18 protein-coding genes are annotated in these 22221 nt (G+C 50.2%); 12 read left to right on the top strand and 6 right to left on the bottom strand.

The features are described from left to right. Positions 1-8: 8 nt before the first annotated feature. Positions 9-863: a LicD family protein gene (locus CSV91_RS03775; protein ID WP_099431857.1), complete on the top strand. Its 855-nt coding sequence runs from the start codon at positions 9-11 to the stop codon at positions 861-863. After that, the gene (locus CSV91_RS10015; protein ID WP_147579375.1) at positions 863-2095 is read left to right on the top strand and encodes a lipopolysaccharide biosynthesis protein; all 1233 of its coding nucleotides are present in this window, start codon (positions 863-865) and stop codon (positions 2093-2095) included. Before CSV91_RS03775 ends, CSV91_RS10015 begins: the two co-directional genes overlap by 1 nt. Positions 2096-2168: 73 nt before the next feature. On the opposite strand, the gene CSV91_RS03770 is transcribed toward CSV91_RS10015, so the two are convergent. Together CSV91_RS03770 and CSV91_RS03765 are read right to left on the bottom strand one after the other, a co-directional pair. Beyond that, positions 2169-3101, bottom strand: a complete 933-nt coding sequence (locus tag CSV91_RS03770; protein ID WP_099431856.1) for a capsular polysaccharide synthesis protein — start codon at positions 3099-3101, stop codon at positions 2169-2171. Positions 3102-3144: 43 nt separating this feature from the next. Next, entirely contained in the window at positions 3145-4200 is a 1056-nt protein-coding gene (locus CSV91_RS03765; RefSeq protein ID WP_172622444.1) for an acyltransferase family protein, read from the bottom strand. Between the two features lie 182 nt (positions 4201-4382). Here CSV91_RS03765 and CSV91_RS03760 point away from each other — a divergent pair, with 182 nt between their 5' ends. From CSV91_RS03760 to CSV91_RS03740, 5 genes are all read left to right on the top strand, one after another. Then, entirely contained in the window at positions 4383-5087 is a 705-nt protein-coding gene (locus CSV91_RS03760; protein ID WP_099431854.1) for a glycosyltransferase family 2 protein, read from the top strand. A gap of 1 nt (position 5088) precedes the next feature. Next, the gene (locus tag CSV91_RS03755) at positions 5089-5442 is read left to right on the top strand and encodes a DUF2304 domain-containing protein (RefSeq protein WP_099431853.1); all 354 of its coding nucleotides are present in this window, start codon (positions 5089-5091) and stop codon (positions 5440-5442) included. 4 nt (positions 5443-5446) lie between these two features. Further along, positions 5447-6241, top strand: a complete 795-nt coding sequence (locus CSV91_RS03750; RefSeq protein ID WP_099431852.1) for a glycosyltransferase family 2 protein — start codon at positions 5447-5449, stop codon at positions 6239-6241. A gap of 213 nt (positions 6242-6454) precedes the next feature. After that, complete coding sequence (locus CSV91_RS03745) at positions 6455-7996, top strand: DUF2142 domain-containing protein (protein ID WP_099431851.1); 1542 nt, start codon at positions 6455-6457, stop codon at positions 7994-7996. 130 nt (positions 7997-8126) lie between these two features. Next, complete coding sequence (locus CSV91_RS03740) at positions 8127-9956, top strand: hypothetical protein (protein WP_172622443.1); 1830 nt, start codon at positions 8127-8129, stop codon at positions 9954-9956. 132 nt (positions 9957-10088) lie between these two features. On the opposite strand, the gene CSV91_RS03735 is transcribed toward CSV91_RS03740, so the two are convergent. After that, positions 10089-12560 (bottom strand): glycosyltransferase family 2 protein, encoded by a 2472-nt coding sequence (locus CSV91_RS03735; RefSeq protein WP_099431849.1) that lies wholly within the window; start codon positions 12558-12560, stop codon positions 10089-10091. A 156-nt stretch (positions 12561-12716) separates the two neighbouring features. Between CSV91_RS03735 and rfbA the strand changes: the two genes are divergently transcribed. The 5 genes from rfbA (at position 12717) to CSV91_RS03710 (ending at position 17805) form a co-directional block, all read left to right on the top strand. Beyond that, entirely contained in the window at positions 12717-13616 is a 900-nt protein-coding gene (gene rfbA, locus CSV91_RS03730; RefSeq protein ID WP_099431848.1) for a glucose-1-phosphate thymidylyltransferase RfbA, read from the top strand. Positions 13617-13711: 95 nt separating this feature from the next. After that, positions 13712-14149: a DUF4869 domain-containing protein gene (locus CSV91_RS03725; RefSeq protein ID WP_099432785.1), complete on the top strand. Its 438-nt coding sequence runs from the start codon at positions 13712-13714 to the stop codon at positions 14147-14149. A gap of 9 nt (positions 14150-14158) precedes the next feature. Continuing rightward, entirely contained in the window at positions 14159-15133 is a 975-nt protein-coding gene (locus CSV91_RS03720; protein ID WP_099431847.1) for a hypothetical protein, read from the top strand. A gap of 75 nt (positions 15134-15208) precedes the next feature. Further along, positions 15209-16228, top strand: a complete 1020-nt coding sequence (rfbB, locus tag CSV91_RS03715; RefSeq protein ID WP_099431846.1) for a dTDP-glucose 4,6-dehydratase — start codon at positions 15209-15211, stop codon at positions 16226-16228. A gap of 122 nt (positions 16229-16350) precedes the next feature. Further along, on the top strand, positions 16351-17805 hold the full coding sequence (locus tag CSV91_RS03710) for a sugar nucleotide-binding protein (RefSeq protein ID WP_099431845.1): 1455 nt from the start codon (positions 16351-16353) through the stop codon (positions 17803-17805). Positions 17806-17842: 37 nt separating this feature from the next. Here CSV91_RS03710 and CSV91_RS03705 read toward each other — a convergent pair whose 3' ends face one another. Genes CSV91_RS03705 through CSV91_RS03695 form a run of 3 tightly spaced genes read right to left on the bottom strand, consistent with a single transcriptional unit; the run spans position 17843 to position 22184 of the window. Then, entirely contained in the window at positions 17843-20221 is a 2379-nt protein-coding gene (locus CSV91_RS03705; RefSeq protein ID WP_172622442.1) for a YfhO family protein, read from the bottom strand. A 16-nt stretch (positions 20222-20237) separates the two neighbouring features. Further along, positions 20238-21206, bottom strand: coding sequence for a glycosyltransferase family 2 protein (locus CSV91_RS03700; protein ID WP_099431843.1), 969 nt, complete (start codon positions 21204-21206; stop codon positions 20238-20240). 6 nt (positions 21207-21212) lie between these two features. Continuing rightward, a complete protein-coding gene (locus CSV91_RS03695; RefSeq protein WP_099431842.1) occupies positions 21213-22184 on the bottom strand; it encodes a glycosyltransferase family 2 protein in 972 nt (323 codons plus the stop codon). Between the last annotated feature and the right edge of the window lie 37 nt (positions 22185-22221).

Raw genomic sequence — 22221 nt, 5'->3', positions numbered from 1 at the left:
AGTGCTTTATGGCATTTAGGGAATATGAAGATATAAATGAGCTCAAGCGGCTTCAACGAACTATCGAGCATGTTCTGAAGGATTTTATCCATGCATGTGACGAACTCGATCTTGATTATTATGCGTACGGCGGTACTTGCATCGGCGCCGTACGCCATCAGGGCTTTATTCCATGGGACGACGACGTGGATGTTGCTATGCCGCGCGATGATTACGAGAAGTTCCTATCTAAAGGTCTTTCGATTCTAGGAGATAAGTACAGAATCGATAACGCGCGAACTCAGGAATTCTACCCTTCGCCGTTTTCATACCTTGCCCTTGTGGGCACAGTGAATGTGCCTGATTTCTTTGAGCACTGTAAATGGACTCGTTCTATAGGTATTGATATTTTCCCGTTGGATAAAGTTTCCAATAATCCAATTCGAAGGATGCATCAGCTGGTTGGAACTTGGTTTTGGGGCCGTTTAGGGTTTCTTTCGGCAACTCCAAAACCATATTTGCCTTTTGATGGACTTAAGAAGGATGCTATCTATTTTGTATGCGGTGTAGCACATAAGGGACTCAAGTTATTTCACGTTTCACCACGATGGATTCAGAAGAATTGGGAGCGCTGTGCAATGTTGGCAAAAAATGAAGACTGTCAGCTCGTCACAGATTTTTCCGATAGGCATCCTATGAAGTGGTCAGCCACTTCCGATGAGATCTATCCGTTATTGGAATCTCCCTTTGATGACTTTACCGTCAAGATTCCTCATGATTGGGATGGCTTGCTTACGCGTCAATACGGTGCGTATATGGAGCTGCCTCCTATGGAACAAAGAAAGAATCACTACCCTGTAGCGTTAGATTTTGGATCATATTAATGCAGGTCAATAAGGAAGAACGCAGCTTAATCTTGAGCGGTTTTTTTTGGAATACGCTCGGAAGCATCATTAACGCACTTCAGGGGGTTTTATTACTTGCGATAATTACACGCTTATCAAATGCCTATGTTGGTGGTCTCTTTTCGCTTGCCTACGCGATAGGGCAGCAGTACCGCCCACTAGGGGCTTTCGAAACGCGAGTATTTCAGGTAACCGACACTAAAGGGCAGTTTTCATTTCAAACATATCATTCAGCCCGCTTAATTACCTGTCTTGCAATGGTCGTGGCAATACTAATTCAATGCGTGGGCTCTTCTGGCCTTTCCGGTGATACTTTGGCTTTATTTCTAATTGCTGGATTACGACTGGCTGATGCATATGAGGATGTATACCAGGGGCAGCTTCAGCGTTTGGGCAGACTTGATTTGGGGGCACGTTCGTATTGCATTCGTGTCTGCATTACCACAGTCGTATTCTGTGTGGTGTTTGCGGGAACCGGCAATCTGTTGCTAACGGCGATAGTTACTAGTGCAATCACGTTCGTTTCAGTGCTGCTGTTAAACATCCCTATCTCAAAATCGGTATTCAATGTTGAGCTGCGCTTTTCAAAACAACAAATTCTTAAGCTGTTTTCCATTTGTTTTCCGCTGTTCATTTCTGCATTCTTGTCGAGTTATTTGGCAAATGCTTCAAAGTTTGCCGTTGAACGGGCGCTTTCTATGGAAGCACTTACGATTTATTCGATTCTCGTAATGCCTTCAATGGTCATTAATTTAATTGGTGGTTTTGTATTCCAGCCGATGTTATCAACACTCGCTGATACCTTTGCCGAGCAAGGATGGAATGGTTTTATATCATTAATAAAGAAAGGTGTTGTTGGGTCAGCATTAGTATCAGTTCCGATAGTAATTGTTGCTGGTTTTATAGGACTGCCTATATTGTCAGCTATTTATCTCGTTGACCTGAGTCCGTATCTCGACTCCCTGATTGTTTTGCTGATTGCTGGTGCGTTTAACGTTGTCTGCACTGTTTTGTATTATGGACTTGTAACTATGAGGTGCCAAAGGGCTATTCTGATCTCTTATGTTGCTGCCGGTCTACTTGCCCTGCTAGTTTCTGTTCCGATTGTCTCCGCATTAGGTGTTTTGGGTGCTGGAATGTCCTACTTGCTTACAATGGCCTTCCTGTGTCTATTACTTTGTTATTCCCTTTTTAGTAATAAATCAAATTAGGTTGCTCCGAGTCTGAAGTTCACGGCATGTCCATTCAAACTGGGCATGCCGTGAACTAATTATCTGGCACTGTTTAGTTCTTAAAAATGGCTTGATAATAGGTGCCTTTATTTTGCGAAGTGTTTTTATAAGTCACCTTATGGATAGGGGATTGGGATTTAATGAACTCCCATTGCGGTTTCGAATAAGGAGTTTCAAGCCTATTAAGGAGCAATTGCGGTGTCTCGTTGGATACCGGTGGAATCAATGAATACTCGTCAGGGTAGTATTCGGATGCGATTTTCAAAAAATAGTGATAAGTGAAGTAGTCCATGAGTCGGTTATTGTTTTTCCAGTATTGATAGAGAAGCTCCTCTGTCATTAAAAGAATACGGTTGGGTTTTTGTGCCGTAATAAACCAGCTTGAAAAAGGAATTGCTTGCCCGCTGCTTCCCGGCGACAGTGTCTGAAACAAAAAGAGGTCTGAATCAAAATAAAATGAATCTGGTTGTGCAGTAAGTAATACGGTCGAATCAATCCACGTTCCGCCATGGGTTGTAAGGAGATTTGTGCGAACAATATCCGAATAGTGCGTCCTTGAGATAATGCCCTGTTGATATTTATCTTCTACGTATTTTGGCAATGAAATGTAATTATTTAGATTTTCTTCAGATAAGAGAACAATCTTTTTCTGGGGGCAATATTTCAATAGAGATTCGTAACATTTTTTTACGACTTCAGGCGCATTTTCAATTCCTTGGAACCACAAAACCCATATCGTATCTGACTGTTTAACGGTAGACATTGCAAAACGTTTCTCCACGTTTGCTTTAACTTGTTCAATGTTAGGCGAAATTTGTCTCCGAAATTTATGAATCATTCGGTTGTAGAGGGTTAGCTGGGCGATCTCCAATCCTTTATCGCTCAGTCCCGTTGCTATGAGGGAAAGGGCGATGTTGGGCAGCAAACCTTCGCGAATGATTTGCTTTATAAGTCGCTGTTTTTCAGCATCGGCAATGGCTTTCATCTGTCCTCTTCCAGTGTTGATTGACTGGCATTCAAACGGGCGATTAGTTGGCTTGCTTTCTTTGAATTGTATTAACAAGGTTGCTCGCCAGTATTTGTCCCATGAATCCCATGATTAATGAAAAGATTATTGTAGTTAATGCAAGAACTTCAACGCTGATGTTTGGATGTAAGAGCACTGCTAATTGCCCTACTGGCCAGCCCCAGAGATATACGCCATAAGACAATTCGAGTTTGTTTAGCAGTAGGGAGGCTTTTGATGCTTTCACTGAAAAAGCGAGCCATGCCATAAAGATTGGGAAACAGGCTAGCATTGTCGCATCAGACCATCCTATTGGCAGCGAAATGCAAAAGACGAAAAATGAGCCCAACGCGAGCGGTTTCGGTATGTGAATGGAATCCTTAAAAACATAAGCGGTCGTGCCTATCCAGTACAAAAGCACCGGTCTAACCACGCTAATCTGATACGGATATAAAATAATGAAATAGATTAAGACAAGTAATGCAATCGGCGCACTCAGTTTGAGGTATTTGTTTCTATCAAAGTGGGTTAATTTAAAGGATAAGAACACAAGCAAATAGCAAGAGAATTCCACTGGAAGGGTCCATAGAGATCCGTCAACAACATTGGGATAAGGGTTGGAATTAAATAGTCCAGGAAGACAGTGTACGGGAATTAATGCGATATTTAATAAAAAAACTGGTAAGGATGGGTTTGTGAAATACTGTGCGGGTGGCAGGGAAGAAGCCAACGGTCCAATCACAAATGCAAGCATCAGAACTAGGAAAGTAAGCTCAGGAATGATTCGCAAAATACGCTTCTTTATAAATGACGTAAAAGTCTTGCTTCTTTCGGCACTTCCTGCAATGAGGTAGCCACCAAATAAAAAGAAAACTCCAACAGCGAATGCGCCGTAGCCTAAGCTATCCGACGTTATGGTACTTAATAAATCCTTCTCGCTATGATTGATGCCCCCAATCAAGGCATAGGAATGACTCACAATGACTCCAAAAGCACAGATGAGTCGGATAAGCGCTAGATTATTCTCATGCCCGACGGCTATGGTTGATAATGGAGCTGACGTTAACCCTTTTTGCATTATTGTCCTAAGCATCTCTGATGAATTGAATAATAATGGTACTACTGTTTATATGGTTCTGAAAACCGTTGTGGATACTGTGTTGCCTCTGGTGTTGGTTATCTGCCTAATGTGTAGCTCATCTTGTTGGTGCTATTTTTAGTTTTAGCTAAGGACACCGGGCTATCATTGAAAGGTGGTTCATGAATAATCCCAATAGGGTACTAGTTATTGTACCTGCATATAATGAGGCAGAATCTATTCGGGCATCAGTTGAAGCTGTAATCGATGCAGGATATGATTATGTCGTGGTCAATGATGGTTCAACCGATAACACGCTTGAGGTTTGTCGCGTCAACCACCTCAATGTACTTGATCTTCCTCAGAATCTTGGTATCGGTGGAGCTGTTCAAGCCGGTCATAAGTACGCAAAAAAATATGGGTACGACATTGATGTCCAGGTCGATGGCGATGGGCAGCATGACCCATCTTATATTTCTCAAATGGTTGAACAGATTGACGCTGGCTATGACTTGGTGATCGGCTCTAGGTTTCTCGAACGGACCGGCGGATTTCAATCTACTTTTATGCGTCGAGTGGGCATTACGTGGCTTACCAAGGTGATTAAAATATGTACGGGGAAGTACATAGCTGACCCAACATCTGGGTTTAGAGCCTGTGGGCCGAAGGCCATCGATTATTTCTGCAAGAACTATCCGGTTGATTACCCCGAGCCTGATTCGATTGTTTCAGTGCTTACTCAGGGCATGTCTGTGTCTGAGGTTCCCGTTGTCATGAAAGAGCGTCAGGGAGGCGCTTCATCAATTTCGGGCTTTTCGAGTGCCTATTATATGATTAAGGTTACTCTTGCAATTATTATTTCTGCCTGTTCAAAAACGAGGTGTTAAAGTGCCACTAACTCTTCGAGTTTCCGTTGCAGCTGCATGCATTTTACTCGTTGCATACGTAGTTAGACTTATCGTGAGCGGTAGGCTTCAACTTAAATACTCTCTTCTGTGGCTGGCGTTGGTGCTGGTGCTGCTCTTGTCTGCATTGTTTCCACAGCCTCTTTGCTTCTTATCGTCGGCGATGGGTTTTGCAACTCCTTCGAACTTTATATTTGTTTTGGGGTTTGTCTTTGTAATCTTAATTATGCTTTCGCTTAGTTTAATTGCCAGCAAACAGGCTAATGCGATTAAGAACTTAACTCAACGAGTTGCATTGCTTGAAAAGGATATTGAGAGCATTCTGAGGGATAAATAGTTCTATGTTTACGTGTAATGATCATACATTCGTAGTTTGCGCCTATGGCCAATCACCGTATTTGAGCGACTGTATATCGTCTTTAATGAACCAGAAACAAGCCAGTAGGATTCTTATCTCTACTTCTACTCCGAATAAGCATATTGAGCAGATTGCTTCTAGCTATAACTTGCCTGTATTTATTAACAATGGGATGCCAGGGATTGGTCATGACTGGAATTGTGCAATTTCCCATGCGCAAACTCCATTGGTCACCATTGCTCATCAAGATGACCTGTATTCACCTAATTATTCTATTGAAATGCTTCGCTCTGTGAACGCCTCCAAACATCCCTTGATCTTTTTTTCTAATTATGGGGAGATTCGTAATGGGGAGTATGCCGATGACATCTCGATCCTTAAAGTGAAAAGAATGCTCCTAAGAAAATTCGCTCGAGTCGGTAATTCATCTATAGTCAAAGATAAGCGTCGGGCTTTGCGGTTTGGATCTGCGATTTGTTGCCCTTCGGTCACGTATGTTATGCCTAATCTCGAGACACCTTTGTTTTCGGGTGAGATGAAGTGTGACTTGGACTGGGAAGCGTGGGAGAGATTTTCGCGACTTGATGGTTCTTTTGTTTATTCTCCCGAGATTCTCATGCATCATCGAATTCACGAAGAATCTGAGACGACTTCCTTGATCCAAGATAATACACGGAGCTCCGAAGACCTTGCTATGCTTGAAAAATTTTGGCCTAAAAAGGTTGCGAAAGTAATTCATCGACTATATTCAGTCAGCATGAATAGCAACACTCTTTAACGTTTCTGTGTTGAACGTTTCCTCTGAGTCAATTGACGAGCGCATCGTGCATGACTGAATTCGGCTATTAGTCTTTGAAGTCGGATTCTACGGCGCTATGCTTGCACTGATATTATCGACTTAGCCTCTGAGATATTAATTAGCTTGTTGATATACTAACGACCATTACATTTAGTTGCGCTCATGTGAGTTTTGAAATTTAAGGATTCCAGCATGATGAGTTTTGTAAGATGTAAACCTGCTTTTCTTGCTTTTGCCGGTTTATTTGCAGTCTATTCAGTATTCTGGTACTTAAATAATCCCAGATTGCTTGTTCTGCTTACAATTGCGATTTCGTTAATTATAATTCTCGCACTCGGCAGCGTATTTGCCAGTGAAAAGGATTGCCTTAAAAATGAGTGGGTATTCTTGGCACTGCTTATATCATTCTTAATCATTTTTTGCTTAATTTTCCCTCCGTTCACCGCGCCCGATGAGGGTCATCATTATTTTTCGACTTATTGGTTGGTTGATAGCCTTCCATTTAATGCTCATGTGACTAAAGACGGTGCTTTTCTGGTGCGAGATATTGATTACGCGCTGTACAATAGCCGCCAACCGGGCGATGCAATTAATTCAGCTTCATTTGATTCTGCTATTGATGGTTTTTCACTATTTGGAAATGGACAGCTGATTCCTTTTAGTGAATTTTCTTTTAGTGTCGGCAGCGAGAATGTTACTGCAAAACTAGGCTCTATTATTGGCTTGCAGATAGGGTTGTTCTTTGGGCTTGGAGCTTACCCCGCGTTCTATATGGGTCGAATTGGTTCGGCTCTCTTTTTTTGCTTCTGCGCTTTCCAAGCCTATCGAATTGCACCTAAAGGCAAATCGGTCATTGTATTCGTTTCATTGTTGCCCATGACGCTTCATTTGGCCGCCTCATATTCCTATGATTCTGGAATCATTGCTTATTCACTTTTGTTATTCGCATGTTTGATGCGCGGTTATTTTGGCGAACAGCGGTCGATAGGCAATAGAGAAATCATTATTTATTTAATCATTTCGGTTCTTTTGGCTCCGTGCAAGGTTATCTATTCAGGGTTGATTTTACTTGGATTGTTCGTCCCTCTTTCTCAGTTCCTTGATGAGAAGACCGGGCGTTTTAGCAAGTTCTTGTTGATCTTTTGCGTTGTTGTTTCTGTATTGGCCTTACGTTTGGCGTCGATGAGCAGCTTGGTTTCTCAGCCTTCAGATTCCTCTCGGGGCCACGAAGCGGGGCAGTTATATTCGCTCGGCGATATTCTGCTGCATCCAAAGAATAGTTTCCTTGTTTTATGTAGAACTTTCGACTCCCTAGGTGATTTCTATTGGGAAACGACCTTGGGCTATTCTCTTGGATGGCTTCAAGAGAACTTGCGTTTCCCTGCATTCTATATGATTCCTTATTTGTTTTTCGGGTTTATTTGCTGCCTTGACTCTAGTGATGAGCCTTCGTTTCTTGCTGCTCCAGTATCCTTTCTTTTCATTTTTGCTTTCCTTTTGGCTGCACTCGGTTCCATTGCATCGATGTGGTTGGCATGGACTTTCAACTATGAAAATGTAATACAGGGTGTTCAGGGGCGCTATTTTCTTCCGGCTTTACCAGCTTTGTTGTTTGGACTAAGAACTCGATTATTTAGGTTCAACTCTTCTTCCATTTCCGTTGTTACTCTTGGCGTCTGTGCTATGAACTGCCTATATCTTATTCGCTTTATTAGCGTCGCCTCCTGTTTGTAGATTCATCTCGCGTGCAGTTGCTTTGGTAATTTCTTGTAGTTGGGGGACTTCGTCTCGGGGTTGAGCAGGCCTGGTCTATCAAAGGCTAAATTGATTTAATGGGAAAAGTGTAATGATGAGAAATTGTTATTTGAGTTTTATCGGTGTGGTCTGCCTTGCATCAATTTGTTTCACGCCTCTTTTATGCCCCACGATTGCTTTTTCATTACCCGAAGATTGTGCGGTTCTAGGCGCTGATGATTCTACAGATCAATCGGTACAGGGCCCAGTTGGGCCATCGGATGGTGATCGGTTACCTTCTGATTCGGTTAACTTCACAGCGTCTATCGATTTGTCGACATATGAATACACTGGTGATGCGATTACTCCGAGTGTGTCGGTTTTTGCTGATAGCGGTTTAAAGCTTACATGTGGGACCGATTATGAAGTCTTTTATGCGAATAATGTTGCACCTGGTTGTGCTGATATAGCTGTAAATGGGCTAGGGGACTACGCTGGCGCTACCACCCGGTTGTCGTTCCAGATTGTTCGCTCTTCTGATAACAAAATCGCCCTTCCTGGTTCTTGGGTCTGCGAAAACGGTAAATGGTGGTGGAGATATGAGGCCGGTGGTTGGCCGTCAAACTGTTTTCTGATTATTGGGGGAGCCGAATATTATTTTGATTCCGAAGGCTACGCAGCTACTGGCTGGAGATACCTGAGTGATGGATGGCACTTATTCTCTGAATCCTGTGCGCATTTGAAGGGATGGGCTGCCATCGGCGGTCATTGGTTCTTCCTTGACGAAACATCAGGTTCAATGAAGACCGGTTGGGTTTTAGACAATCATAACTGGTACTATTTGGACGGTTCGGGTGCTATGCATACTGGCTGGCTGCTCCTTGGCAATACTTGGTATTGGCTTGAGCCTTCCGGATCAATGGCTACGGGCTTTAAACTTGTAAACGGCAGTTTGTATCATTTTTCTCAATCTGGATCCATGAACACTGGTTGGTTTGTTGACGATGGGACATGGTATTGCGCCAATGGCTCTGGAGCGATTCGCACAGGATGGTATTACTTTGATTCTAGCTGGTATTTGCTTGATTCCAATAATAATGGCGCCATGCTCGAAGGATTTCAGTCTATAAATGGTAATTGGTACTATTTGGATTCGGATAGTGGCGGCGCATTAGAGTGCAACGCCTGGGTCTTCTCGCAAGATGGAAACGCATATTATGCGTGCAGCAGTGGTGCAATTGCGTTAAAGGGTGTCAAGGACAACGTGGGCGCAATTAAGCTCAACGACGCCGAAGGAAAGCCCATGGTAGGCTGGTATTGGTCCTCCGCTGCTCAGACGTGGTTTTACACGGATCCAGACGGGGTGCTACAGCGCGGTTGGCAATTAATTGGCGGGAAGTGGTATCACCTCGATAACGAATCTGGCGTTATGAATACAGGCTGGTTCCGCGATGATGACGGGCTATGGTATTACCTTATGTCGTCAGGTCAAATGGCAACTGGCTGGAACAGTATCGAGAATGGCGAGTATTTCTTTAATGCTGCTGGTGCTTGGGTAGAGCCCGAGCGTTCTGCCCGTACTTCCTTTCAGTCTCAAATTGTTAGTCGCTGCTACAACGTTCCTTCTCCTGGAGTGGGATTGTGCTCGGAGTGGGTTAGCGAGGTTTTTTATCCCGTGCTGGGGTCTTATCCCAACGGTGACGCATGCGACATGTTTTGGAATTGGTGTCATAGCCGAGATATATCGCAGCTTAAGGTTGGAATGATAGTTGCGGTCCCTACTCATACGCATACTAATGCGGGGGCTCGCTGGGGACACATTGCTATTTACGTCGGTAACGGTATGGTTATGGATAACATCGGCTACATTAGGACGACGTCACTGGCCTGGTGGCTGAACTACTACCACACTACCGCTACGCCTCAGTGGGGCTGGGTTTTAAATACGCCATTAGAATAAGATGCTTTCTGACTGTCGGGTAGAGGACAACTTATCACAATAGGGGAATCGAGGGTTAATCCTCGATTCCCCTATCTAGCTTAGACACACGCTAATTTGCCGTGATTGTATAAGAGAAGAAACGTCAACTTCTTATAAATGATAATAACGATTCGCAGGTTCCCCAACGGTAAAGTTTGGATTCATATAGGGATCGCCTTCGACGTAATGCTTAGCCCAGCGATAATTCATGTACGCGACCTCTTTGTGGAAGCGAATCTGCTTCTCCGTATTGTTTTCAACGCCTCTAGAAATCGACTCGTAGTGATAGAGCTCGACTTCGGGTGTGTATACGATCAGGTCATTGATCTCGCGAAGCTTTAAGCAAAAGTCAACATCATTAAATGCAACTTGAAGCTCTTCCGTGAAACCTCCGACTTTCTCATATTCGCTACGCTTGGTCATTATGCAAGCTGCAGTGACGGCGCTGAAGTCTTGTTGCGCATCGTTGAGTGCAAAGTAGCCCCAGTTATCCTTTGGCATGCTTTGGCAAAGATGTCCTGCCACGCCACCAGTGACGCATAGGCCCGCGTGCTGAATGGTGTTGTCGGGATAGTAGAGTTTTGCGCCAACTGCGCCAACATCCTCACGTGCGCAGATGCCAAGCATTATCTCAATCCAATTGGGCGTAATTACCTCAGTATCGTTATTCAACAGCAAGAGATAGTCGCCCTTGGCGTGAGCAACGCCAAAGTTCATGAGCTTGGAGAAATTGAATTCGTGTTCCCAAGTTACAAGACGAACGATGTCGGGATATTTTGCTTGCAACTTATCGTAATAATCGAACGTCGCCTTTTCTGTGCTGTTGTTTTCGATTATGACAAGCTCGTAATTGTCGTACGTTGATTTCTCAACAATTGACTTAATACAGTTGTCCAGAATGTCGGTGTGGTCTTTAGTCGGAATGATAATCGACACGAGTGGATGGGAATCTGGCACAGCGTAGGTTACTTTATATGTAAAGGGACGACGCGCTTGTTCGACCTTCGCATTGAGCCCAAGCCTGTCCAAATGACTCTGGACCGCTTTGATACCTGCGATAGTGGCATACGGCTTGCTATCGGCATTTGCTGCGGTGGAGGTCTCGCTTAGGCGCCAGTGATATAGAACCTTTGCAACATGATGAACTTTCCTTGCCTTTTCCACGGCGCGGAGAGTCAGATTATGATCCTGTGCTCCATCGAACTCTTTCGTGTTCGGTTCTAGAGTGTCAAGCAGAGACTTACGGATGGTAAGCATATGGCAGATATAGTTATTGTTTCTGAGCAGATCGATATTGAAATCCGGCTTAAAGAACGGCTGTGCCAGTTTTCCGTCGGGCATGAGTTTATCTTCATCACAATAAAGAAGATCGATGCCACTATTGTTTTCAATTGCCTCGGCATATGAGAACAGCAAGTCCGGTTCAAGAATGTCGTCATGGTCAAAGAAACAGACGAAATTACCCAAAGCGACGGCTGTGCCAGCGTTTGTGTTTTCGGAAATACCCTTATTCTCGGTAAGGTTAATTGATTTAATTCTGTTGTCGTGGGCTGTCTCCTGCTCAACGCGAGCCTTTAATTCCTGATTGTCAGGACTTGCATTAACTAGGATGAGCTCCCAGTTTGCATAAGACTGGTTTTTTACGGATTCGGCCATATCGTTAAAAAACGGAATGGGCGTGTTGTAAAGAGGGACAATGATACTGAACTTCGGGGCGCTGTTGAAGACAATTTTTCTCTGCTTTTCCAGAGCGCCGATGGTTGCCTTATGCTCCGTGAACCATTCGGGGTATTCAGGATCGAACTGCGCATGGGTAAAGAGGAAGTTGGTCTCCTCAAGAAGCAAGCCTAATTTATCGGGCGTTAAGCAGTCAAATGCACTGAATGATGGGTGATTTTGATCGTCAATAATAAAGTAGTAACGATCGAACGCCTTTGGCATGCGAATTGAGAGCTGCGTTTCAAGTTGCTTTTTCTCGGACGTAAATCCAACGCTTGTTACATTCGAACCGAAATTGACGATGCTCAAATTAACTTCATTGAGGGCTCGATCGAGGCAGCGAAGTTTGATTTGGGAGTCGCTACGATAAGGAGTTCTCACCGTGCACCTAAGGATATAGTCGCTTGAATCTTCGATGCACTGCCAAAAATCAATCGTTGCCATGTCAAACTCTGAAACGTCATCGTAGTTTCGGAGTTTGCTGCACATGTCAGGTTTAATTTTGTAGTTAAGGCGCGACTCCCATTTGATGTTCTTGCAATTTAGCGAAAGGGAGTCGCTGCTCAGGGTGCGACCGTCTTGGCCGATTTCGCTAAACTCAATTTTGATGGCGCGAGCATCGGGATCGGGGATTACAAGGACATATGAGTTCGAATCACAGCTATTGTCCCGGAATTTTAGGAGGGATAAAGGCAAGCAGCGGTTATCGTCTGTAGCCGCCTGGGCTGTTACGCTGGAGCCTTTATGGATGCCTTCAATCTTAAGCTGCTGGTAGATTTTCCAGTTTCCTCTGCATACTCCGGTTGTTTCGACTCGCATTGTTTGCCTTTCGTTTGTTGGACACTGCTCATTGTACTTTTTCATTTGTTGCCTCGCTAGAAATGCAGAAAGAGTTGCGTGTTTCTGCTGTCCGATTTAAATAAGAAGACGGGGAGGTTGCTGCCGGTGCGTATAATTTAATTAACTATGCATCTGTAATCAGCGGCTTTTGCTCAACGATTGTCAATCGAGAGGATTTTTATGAAAGGCATCATCCTCGCCGGCGGGTCCGGCACGCGCCTGTACCCGCTCACGCTCGTGACCTCCAAGCAGCTGCTGCCGGTCTACGACAAGCCCATGATCTACTACCCGCTGTCCACCCTCATGCTTGCGGGCATCCGGGACATCCTGGTCATCTCCACGCCGACGGACCTGCCCAACTTCGAGCGCCTGCTCGGGGACGGCTCGCGCTACGGCGTGAACCTGTCCTACGCCGAGCAGCCGAGCCCCGACGGCCTGGCGCAGGCATTCACCATCGGCGAGGAGTTCATCGACGGCGAGCCGTGCGCGCTGGTGCTGGGCGACAACATCTTCTACGGCAACGGCCTCAGCCGTCATCTGACGCGCGCCGTCCATAACGCTGAGTCGGGGAGGGCCACGGTCTTCGGCTACCACGTCGACGACCCCGAGCGCTTCGGCGTCGTCGAGTTCGACGGCGAGGGCCGTGCCGTCTCCATCGAGGAGAAGCCCGAGTGCCCCAAGAGCTCCTACGCCGTCACCGGCCTGTACTTCTACCCGGGCGACGTGGCAGCCAAGGCCCACGAGGTGAGGCCCTCCGCGCGCGGCGAGCTCGAGATCACCACGCTCAACCAGATGTACCTGGAGGAGGGAACGCTGTCCGTCGTGACCCTGGGCCGCGGCTACGCGTGGCTCGACACCGGCACCATGGAGAGCCTACACGAGGCCGCGGAGTTCGTCCGCGCCGTGGAGCACTCCCAGGACCTGCCCGTGTCCGTGCCCGAGGAGATCGCCTGGGAGAACGGCTGGATCACCACCGAGGGGCTCAAGGAGGCCGCCGAGGCCTACGGCAAGTCGGTCTACGGCCAGCACCTGAAGAAGGTCGCCGCCGGCGAGATCGTCAACAGCCCGCGCGAGTACTAGCGCCAGCTTGTTTTCTTTTAGGGGTCACCGTTTATCTGGTGGCCCCTTTCGTTATGATTACGTTGACCATAAAGACAATATGATTGGGAGTGGATGTGTTAAGCGTCTACTTTGGCGATATGCCGGAAGCGATTTACAACACAGCGACATATTTCAAAAACTCTTACCGGTCTTCTTGGATTACGGATCCCTATGCAGTCTCGATAATTAAAGATGTCGATCGATCGGAAGTTGTCTCCGAAAACGTTATCGAAAGCCCTGTGCTTGGATCCATCTCCCCACTCCAGCTTTCTGGCGGCGTGAAAACGCTGCTGCTTATGAGATTTGATCGTAAGCATATTTTTAACGCCTCTACCTGTGGTGACAACTGTGCCAAGTGGATTCTCGACATGGCGAAAGACCGCAAACTCGTTGTGAATCTCTATCATGTGATGGACTTTGGTCGCGAGGATTTTAAAATTAAAGTCGTGAATAGCGGCCGAATCGTTCACAACATGGCCGAATTGATTCACGAGTCGATTCCGTATCTGTAGGTACTGCTTATGAACGGTTCGCATCTCGTTAAGATTTCCCGCCGCAGGGGAACTAAGTACACATTTACCATCAAGCGGAACATCACTATTGTGCGTGGCGATAGCGGCACGGGTAAGACGACACTGTTTGACATGGTCGCAGACTACATGCGAACGGGCGAGCAGTCGGGTGTTTCCTTGCAATGTGATTGTCCCTGTGTCGCCTTGACCGATTATGATTGGCGAAACCAGCTTTCGTCCGTTCATGACTCGATTGTATTTGTCGATGAGGGCTTAAAAGAGATCCATTCTGATGAGTTTGCCCATCATGTGCTGTATTCCTCGAATTATTTCGTGCTGATCTCAAGGGCTGATTTCCCCAATCTTCCGTATAGTGTGGATGAGATTTACAAGATTAAGACGAGCGGAAAATACCATTCTTTCGTCCCTGTTTATCAAGATCGCGGGAATCATCGTTATGCTATTTCCCGGTCGGCGCCAAAACAGGACTTTTCTATCCTTCTATGCGAGGACAGTAAGTCTGGTTTCCAGTTCTTTGAACGGCATTTCGCTGACAGTGAGCTTACCTGTACTTCGGCCATGACGAACAGCGCGATTTTGCGCTGGTTGGATCAGCATCTCGACGATCGCGTGTTTGTTGTTGCGGACGGAGCGGCATTTGGGTGCTATGCGGACCGCGTCCTTAAGCTGCAAGACATTCACCGCGATACTGTTACGGTTTGTCTTCCCGAGTCGTTCGAATGGCTTCTGCTGAGCTCCGGCGTAATTTCAGGGCTAGATGTTAAGACGGTTTTGGAAACCCCAGAAGCCTTTGTAAACAGTGAGAAGTTTAAAAGCTGGGAGGATTTCTTCTATAAGTACTTACGTGAAATAACTGGGGATTCGGTTTTTCACTACGACAAAGACTGCATTCCGGAGGCGTTTTGTACGGGAGGTAATTCTGCGAAGGTTATGGCTCTTATCGCATGCCGAAATGTCCGATAGTTTTGTTGAATAGTGTCGCGTCGTCACTTCCTGCGGCATACTAAAGAAGCTGTACATGCTTCAGATTGGATTTTCATGTCTGAGATCTTCGAACCCAAGAACATCATCGTCACGGGCGGCTGCGGCTTCATCGGCAGCAACTTCGTGCACTACGTGGTCAACAACCACCCCGGGGTGCACGTCACCGTCCTGGACAAGCTGACCTACGCCGGCAACCCCGAGAACATCGCCGGGCTGCCAGCGGACCGCGTTGAGCTCGTCGTGGGCGACATCTGCGACGCGGAGCTGCTCGATAGGATCGTCCCGGGCCACGACGCCATCGTGCACTACGCCGCCGAGAGCCACAACGACAACTCCATCGCCGACCCCGAGCCGTTCCTGCGCACCAACGTCGAGGGAACCTTCCGCCTGCTGGAGGCCGTCCGCAAGCACGGCGTCCGCTACCACCACGTCTCCACCGACGAGGTCTACGGCGACCTGGCTCTCGACGACCCGGCGAAGTTCACCGAGGAGACGCCTTACCACCCGTCCTCGCCGTACAGCTCGACCAAGGCCAGCTCCGACATGCTCGTGCGCGCATGGACCCGCACCTACGGGCTTCGCACCACGATCTCCAACTGCTCCAACAACTACGGCCCCTACCAGCACGTGGAGAAGTTCATCCCCAGGCAAATCACGAACATCATCGACGGCGTGCGCCCCAAGCTCTACGGGAAGGGCGAGAACGTCCGCGACTGGATCCACACCGAGGACCACTCCTCGGCCGTCTGGGACATCCTCACGAAGGGCCGCATGGGGGAGACCTACCTCATCGGCGCAAATGGCGAGAAGAACAACATCACCGTGCTCCGCATGATCCTGGAGGCCATGGGCCGCGACCCCGAGGACTTCGACTGGGTCGCCGACCGCCCCGGCCACGACCGCCGCTACGCCATCGACTCGACCAAGCTCCAGCGCGAGCTGGGCTGGAGGCCGGCGCACACCGACTTCGCGGAGGGGCTCAAGCAGACGATCGACTGGTACGTCGAGAACGAGTCCTGGTGGCGCCCGGCCAAGGAGGCCACCGAGGCCCGTTACCGCGCACAGGGCCAGTAGGCCACACCCCGGCGAAGCGCACCGCGGGGCGCCCGCGCGGGGCCGCAGGGCATGGGGATGATCCTGCGTCCCCGCGCGGGCACCCCCGGTTATCCAACCTCTTCGATAGGAGCTTTTTCCACATGGCAGATATCGCATTCGAGAAGGACCTCTCCGTCGCCGAGACCGGCATCGAGGGCCTCAAGGTCGTCGACCTGGCCGTCCACGGCGACTCGCGCGGCTGGTTCAAGGAGAACTGGCAGCGCGCCAAGATGACCGCCCTGGGCATTCCCGATCTCAGGGTCGTCCAGAACAACATCTCCTATAACGACAGCCGCGGCGTCACCCGCGGCATCCACGCGGAGCCCTGGGACAAGTTCATCTCCGTGGCCCGCGGCTCGGTCTTCGGCGCCTGGGTGGACCTGCGCGAGGGCAGCGAGACCTTCGGCAAGGTCTACACCTGCACGCTCGACCCGTCCAAGGCCATCTACGTCCCGCGCGGCGTGGGCAACTCCTTCCAGGCCCTGGAGGACGGCACCGCCTACACCTACCTGGTCGACGCCCACTGGTCCCTCGAGTTGAAGAGGACCTACACCTTCGTGAACCTCGCCGACCCCGAGCTCGCCATCGAGTGGCCGATCCCGCTGGCCGAGGCCACCGTCTCCGAGGCCGACCTCAACCACCCGATGCTGAAGGACGTCGTCCCCATGGCTCCCAGGCGCACCCTCGTCACCGGCTGCAACGGCCAGCTGGGCCATGCGGTCCGCGCGCTGGCGGAGGAGCGCGGCGTGGCCAAGGACTTCGACTTCTGCGACATCGACACCTTCGACATGTCAGACCCGGACGCCTACTCCAAGTACGACTGGTCGCTCTACGGCACCGTGATCAACTGCGGCGCCTACACGGCCGTGGATAAAGCGGAGACCCCCGAGGGCCGCGTGACCGCCTGGAAGGCCAACGCGACCGGGCCGGCGCTTCTCGCACGCACCTGCGCCGGGCACGGCATCACCCTGGTCCACGTCTCCTCCGACTACGTCTTCGACGGCACCGCGGAGGTGCATGACGAGGAGGAGCCCCTCAGCCCGCTGTCCGTCTACGGCCAGACCAAGGCCGCCGGCGACATCGCCGTGGCGGGGTGCCCGCGCCACTACATCATGCGCAGCTCCTGGGTCATCGGCGAGGGCCACAACTTCGTCAAGACCATGAAGGGGCTGTCCGACCGCGTCGCCGACCCGGAGGACGGGCTCGCGCAGGTCACCGTCGTGGACGACCAGCTGGGACGCCTGACCTTCACGCGCGACATGGCGCAGGCCATCTTCCATGTGCTGGACGCGAAGGCCCCCTACGGCACCTACGATTGCACCGGCTCCGGCGCCGTGAAGAGCTGGGCCGACATCGCCCGTGCCGTCTTTGAGGCCGCCAACGGCAACGGGGACAAGGTCTTGCCGGTATCGACCGCCGACTACTACGCGAGCGCCGCCGGTCCCGTCGCCCCGCGCCCGGTCCACTCCGCGCTCGACCTTTCCAGGCTCGAGTCGGTCGGGTTCAACATGCCCGACTGGGAGGAAGAGCTGGGGGAGTACCTCAAGACGCTCTAGCCGCTATTAACTTTTCGAGAGTAAAAGCCGCCGCTTGTTAACGGCGGCTTTTCTTATGCCTGGCGTATAGCCCCGCTGCAACAAGGGCGACGGTGGTCGCCAGACTCACTGCAAGCCCCGCAAGGGCACCCGGAGTCTTGTAGGTCATCACGATCCTATTCGCGCCTTTCTGCACGTTCAGGGACGACAGGCCCTTATCGGCGGCGGGCGTTAGTTCTGCGGCGGTTCCGTTTACCGTTATGTTCCAGCCCTCATCGTACGGAACGCTCAGCAGCAGGTTGCCGTCATACTTGGCGGTATACTCGCCTTCGATCCTTCCGTCCTTAAAAACCGTCGGAACAAATTCGTTCGTCTTAAGCTCGTTAATAATCTGCTCGAAAACGTCCAGATTGAGGGCGTAAAAGACCGGCTCATTGTCTTGGGGCATGTCCGTATAACCCTCTGCGACTCCGATTGACACCGTATGCTGGCTCGGGGCGTCCGATGCATCCGCAATCTGGCGGATATTATTGTCGAATCTCCAGGCCTCGTTTGTGATCGTTCGCTGGTCGATGGTAAGGGTGACTGGCCAATAACTGCCGGCGGTCGCATCTTTGTTAATGTAGAGGTATCCGATGGACTCCGCCGGAACGGTAACGCTCCATTGCTTTTGGTTCTCACCATTTTCCGTGTTCGTAGCCTCGATTTTGGTATAGAGCTCTACCTCGCGGCCCAGGATTTTGCTGTATAGGTCATTTTGCTTTTCGAAGGGGTTCTTGCCCTCTAACGTGCTGTTTTGAACGCCGCTCGAAGCTACGATGCCAGCGCTGAGCGCATTGGGATTCTCGTAGACCGTGCTTGCGGAGTCGGTTTGATTTGCCTTTGCCGTAACGTATCCTGCGGGGCTGTGTTCGGCAATGGCGTACTTAACTCCCAGCAGGGCATCGACGGCAAGAATGGGTTCGGCATAACGGGTCGAAAACTCGCCGGCGCTGCTGTATCCAAGGGAGTTGAGCAATGCAATTGCCTGCGGGTTATTTGCGGATGAGTAGGACGACAGCTGGTTGTACCCAAGCGCTAAGCCCTCGTTGAGGGCGGCGCTATCGGTGCGCGTGGTCGTTCGATCGATGCGGTAGAATGACGCAGAATCCTGGTCTTGAATGGCTGTGATCGTGTTGGTTGCGGTAGTCACATAGGTACAGTTGGCATCTTCGGAATAGCCTGCGTACAGTTGGTTCCACATCACATGGGCGTTGATAAACAACTCAATTGCGGTGATTGTCAGGATTGGTAATACGACGGCGGGTCGATAGACATGACGAAATTTGGGCTGGCCCTCGAATACCTGCAACGAATAGCCTGCGGCCCACATCGTAAAGAAGCCCAGCAAAAAGGCTGTGCGCGAATAGAACCCGTTGGGAACGCGCATGCCGCACCAGATGTACTCGAGCGGGCTCAAAACGGAGCTAGCGATCAGGACGGCTGTGACGACGAACGTTGCGATGCGTATCTTGGCCGAAACCTTGCGGTTAAACAGTAGGCTTATTGCAAGTAACATCATGATTACGCCGCAATAGAACTGCGGCGTGTTCCCGTTATTCACCCACATGCCGGGGATGAAGCCCCTGATGAGCGATTTGAAGCCTGTTTTAAGCAAGGGGCCAAGTGCCAGCACGGGGCCGCCTTTTGCCATGGCAAGGATGGTCGGCAAAAAGGTCCAGGCGGACAGGAGCAGCCCAAGCATCATAGCCCCTGCAAATCGTAGGGCCCGGTCGAGCGTGAGCATCCAGCTAAATCCTTCTGCAGCGACGTAATCGACAAACTCAACCAATACGAAGATGCAGAGGAACAGGATGCTGATGTAGGCCGTATACCAGCAGAACATGACATTGAGCGCCGTTGCGATGACGAGGCAGATCATGCGCTGCTTGCGGATGAGCTCGTAGCATCCGTAGGCGCAGATGGGCAGCAGGATGAGGCAATCGATCCAGAGCGGGTTGCGTAGGTTGCTGATGGTCCAGCTGCAAAACGTGAACGAGAGGGAAAGCAGGAATATGGCGGGCTTAGACAGGTCAAAGCGCTTTTGCACATACCAAGCGCTGCTGATGTGGATGCAGCCCAGTTTGAGCGCGGAGATAACAAACACGAAGAGCGTCAGCTTGTCTGCGGGAAACAGCGCGCAGAGCAGGTTGAAGGGGCTGGCGAGGTAGTAGCTATAGAGCCCCCATGTGTTCATGCCGAGTCCTTGCGAGAAGGAATAGCGAAGGTTTGCCTCACCTAAAAGGACGCGCCGGAACCAAGCAAAGAAGTCGATGTATTGGTATTTGAGATCGTTGGTGAGAAACGAGTTGTCGCCAAAGGGGTAGACATGCCCTGCCGCTGCAAGTGCGACAAAGAGTGCGACGGAAAATGCGAAGCAGGCGGCGTAGAACGCCACATTCTTGAGCGTGCTGTTATTGGGCCGTGTCATCAGATTCCTCGTTGGATTCTCGAATGATATAGATGGGACGTCGCTTGGTTTCCAAGTAGGCTTTTGCCAAGTATTCACCTATGATTCCTAAGCACAGAAGCTGCATGCCGCCAAACAGCGTTATGAGGCAGGCGAGCGACGGCCATCCGCCGACGGGGTCGCCCCAGACAAGCGTTTTGACCAGGATGACGATAAATCCTAGGATGGCGATGAGACAGAAGACGATGCCTGTGAGGGCGGCGAGGGAGAGCGGCGCCGTGGAAAACGCGACGATGCCGTCGATGGAATAGAGGAGCAGCGACCAAAAGCTCCATTTGGTCTCGCCGGCCACGCGGTTGACGTTTACGTAGGGGAGCCATTTGGTCTTGAAGCCGACCCAGCCGTAAATGCCCTTGGAGAATCGGTTGTATTCGCCCATGGAGATGATGGCGTTGACCATAGGCCGCTTCATGAGCCTAAAATCGCGTGCTCCGTCGACGATGTCGGCCTTGGAAATGCGGTTGATGATCTTGTAGAACATACGGGCACAGAACGACCTGATGGGAGGCTCGCCTTCGCGGGTGGTCCTACGCGTGGCGACGTTGTCGTAGTCTTCGGTCTGCAAGATCTCGTACATCTGCGGCAGGAGCGAGGGCGGGTCCTGCATGTCGGCATCCATGGTGGCGACATAGTCGCCCTTTGCGTGCTGGAGTCCGGCGAGTAGTGCCGCCTCCTTGCCAAAGTTGCGCGAGAAAGAGTGCCAGCGGATGGCGTATGGATGCGCCGCCGCGGCTTCTGCCTTCATGACGGCGAGCGTTTTGTCTGCCGAGCCATCGTCGATGAGGACTGCCTCAAAGGAGATGCCGGGGTCTTGCTGGGTCATGATGCGAACGACGTCATCGAGCTCTTTGAGAAAGATCGGAAGTGATTCCTGCTCGTTGTAACACGGCACGACGATGGAGATGAGCGGCATGGTGGTTTACCTCTCGTTTGGCTTGGAAGCGGGGTGGCCAGGCTGATCATCGTAGGCGTACTTGCTGTACACGTTGACCTCCCACTGCTTTTTTTCGACCTTTGCCACGGAATCAAGGATGAATCCGGTTGCAAGGCTCAGACCGCACAGGAACATAAACGACGCGGCGAGCATGGCGGTGGGAAAGCGCGGAACAAGGCCGGTGTGGAAATACTCGACAACGATGGGCATGCCCAGGACGAGGCCGATCACCGCAAACAGAAGCGCGACGAGGCTGAAGAACTTCAGCGGGCGGTAGTCCTTGAACAGCGTGCCGATCATCGTAACGACTTTAATGCCGTCGCTCACGGTGTTGAGTTTGGACTCGGAACCCTCGGGACGGTCGCGGTACTCGATGGGCACATCTTTGATGCGCCAGCGGTGGTCGACGGCGTGGATCGAGAGCTCGGTTTCGATCTGAAAGCCCTCGGAAAGCACTGGGAAGGTTTTAACGAACGGGCGGCTCATGGCGCGGTAGCCTGTCATGACGTCATCGAAGCTGTAGCCATAGATCCACTTGATCATGGCGCGGACCAGATTATTGCCAAAGCCGTGGAAGGCACGCTTGTTCTCCTCGGCGTAGGTGCCGTTGGAAAGGCGATCGCCTACGGTCATGTCGGCCGTGCCGTTAAGGATGGGCTCGCAGAGGGCCTTGGCCGCCTCGGCGGGGTAGGTGTCGTCTCCGTCGACCATCAGGTAGCAATCGGCGTCGATATCGCGAAACATCTGGCGGCACACGTTGCCCTTTCCCTGACGGGGCTCAAAGCGGACTGTGGCGCCGTGCTCGGTGGCAATGCGTGAGGTATCGTCCGACGAGTTGTTGTCATAGACATAGACCGTCGCCTGCGGAAGCTCGCGGTGAAAGTCGTCGATGACTTTGCCGATCGTGAGCGCTTCGTTGTAGCAAGGGATGATGACGGCGATGGATTCAGAATTCACTTAATGCTCCTTATACATTCAATCCTAGAAAGTATAG

The sequence above is a fragment of the Collinsella aerofaciens genome (genome assembly GCF_002736145.1).
Lineage (GTDB): Bacteria > Actinomycetota > Coriobacteriia > Coriobacteriales > Coriobacteriaceae > Collinsella > Collinsella aerofaciens_A.
This window is presented reverse-complemented; position numbering and strand designations above follow the sequence as displayed.

Bases quoted from the DNA above. Each gene is read 5' to 3' on its own strand.
- CSV91_RS03775 (WP_099431857.1), top strand. From the start codon at position 9: ATGGCATTTAGGGAATATGAAGATATAAATGAGCTCAAGCGGCTTCAA.
- CSV91_RS10015 (WP_147579375.1), top strand. From the start codon at position 863: ATGCAGGTCAATAAGGAAGAACGCAGCTTAATCTTGAGCGGTTTTTTT.
- CSV91_RS03770 (WP_099431856.1), bottom strand. From the start codon at position 3,101: ATGAAAGCCATTGCCGATGCTGAAAAACAGCGACTTATAAAGCAAATC.
- CSV91_RS03765 (WP_172622444.1), bottom strand. From the start codon at position 4,200: ATGCAAAAAGGGTTAACGTCAGCTCCATTATCAACCATAGCCGTCGGG.
- CSV91_RS03760 (WP_099431854.1), top strand. From the start codon at position 4,383: ATGAATAATCCCAATAGGGTACTAGTTATTGTACCTGCATATAATGAG.
- CSV91_RS03750 (WP_099431852.1), top strand. From the start codon at position 5,447: ATGTTTACGTGTAATGATCATACATTCGTAGTTTGCGCCTATGGCCAA.
- CSV91_RS03745 (WP_099431851.1), top strand. From the start codon at position 6,455: ATGATGAGTTTTGTAAGATGTAAACCTGCTTTTCTTGCTTTTGCCGGT.
- CSV91_RS03735 (WP_099431849.1), bottom strand. From the start codon at position 12,560: ATGAAAAAGTACAATGAGCAGTGTCCAACAAACGAAAGGCAAACAATG.
- rfbA (WP_099431848.1), top strand. From the start codon at position 12,717: ATGAAAGGCATCATCCTCGCCGGCGGGTCCGGCACGCGCCTGTACCCG.
- CSV91_RS03720 (WP_099431847.1), top strand. From the start codon at position 14,159: ATGAACGGTTCGCATCTCGTTAAGATTTCCCGCCGCAGGGGAACTAAG.
- rfbB (WP_099431846.1), top strand. From the start codon at position 15,209: ATGTCTGAGATCTTCGAACCCAAGAACATCATCGTCACGGGCGGCTGC.
- CSV91_RS03710 (WP_099431845.1), top strand. From the start codon at position 16,351: ATGGCAGATATCGCATTCGAGAAGGACCTCTCCGTCGCCGAGACCGGC.
- CSV91_RS03700 (WP_099431843.1), bottom strand. From the start codon at position 21,206: ATGCCGCTCATCTCCATCGTCGTGCCGTGTTACAACGAGCAGGAATCA.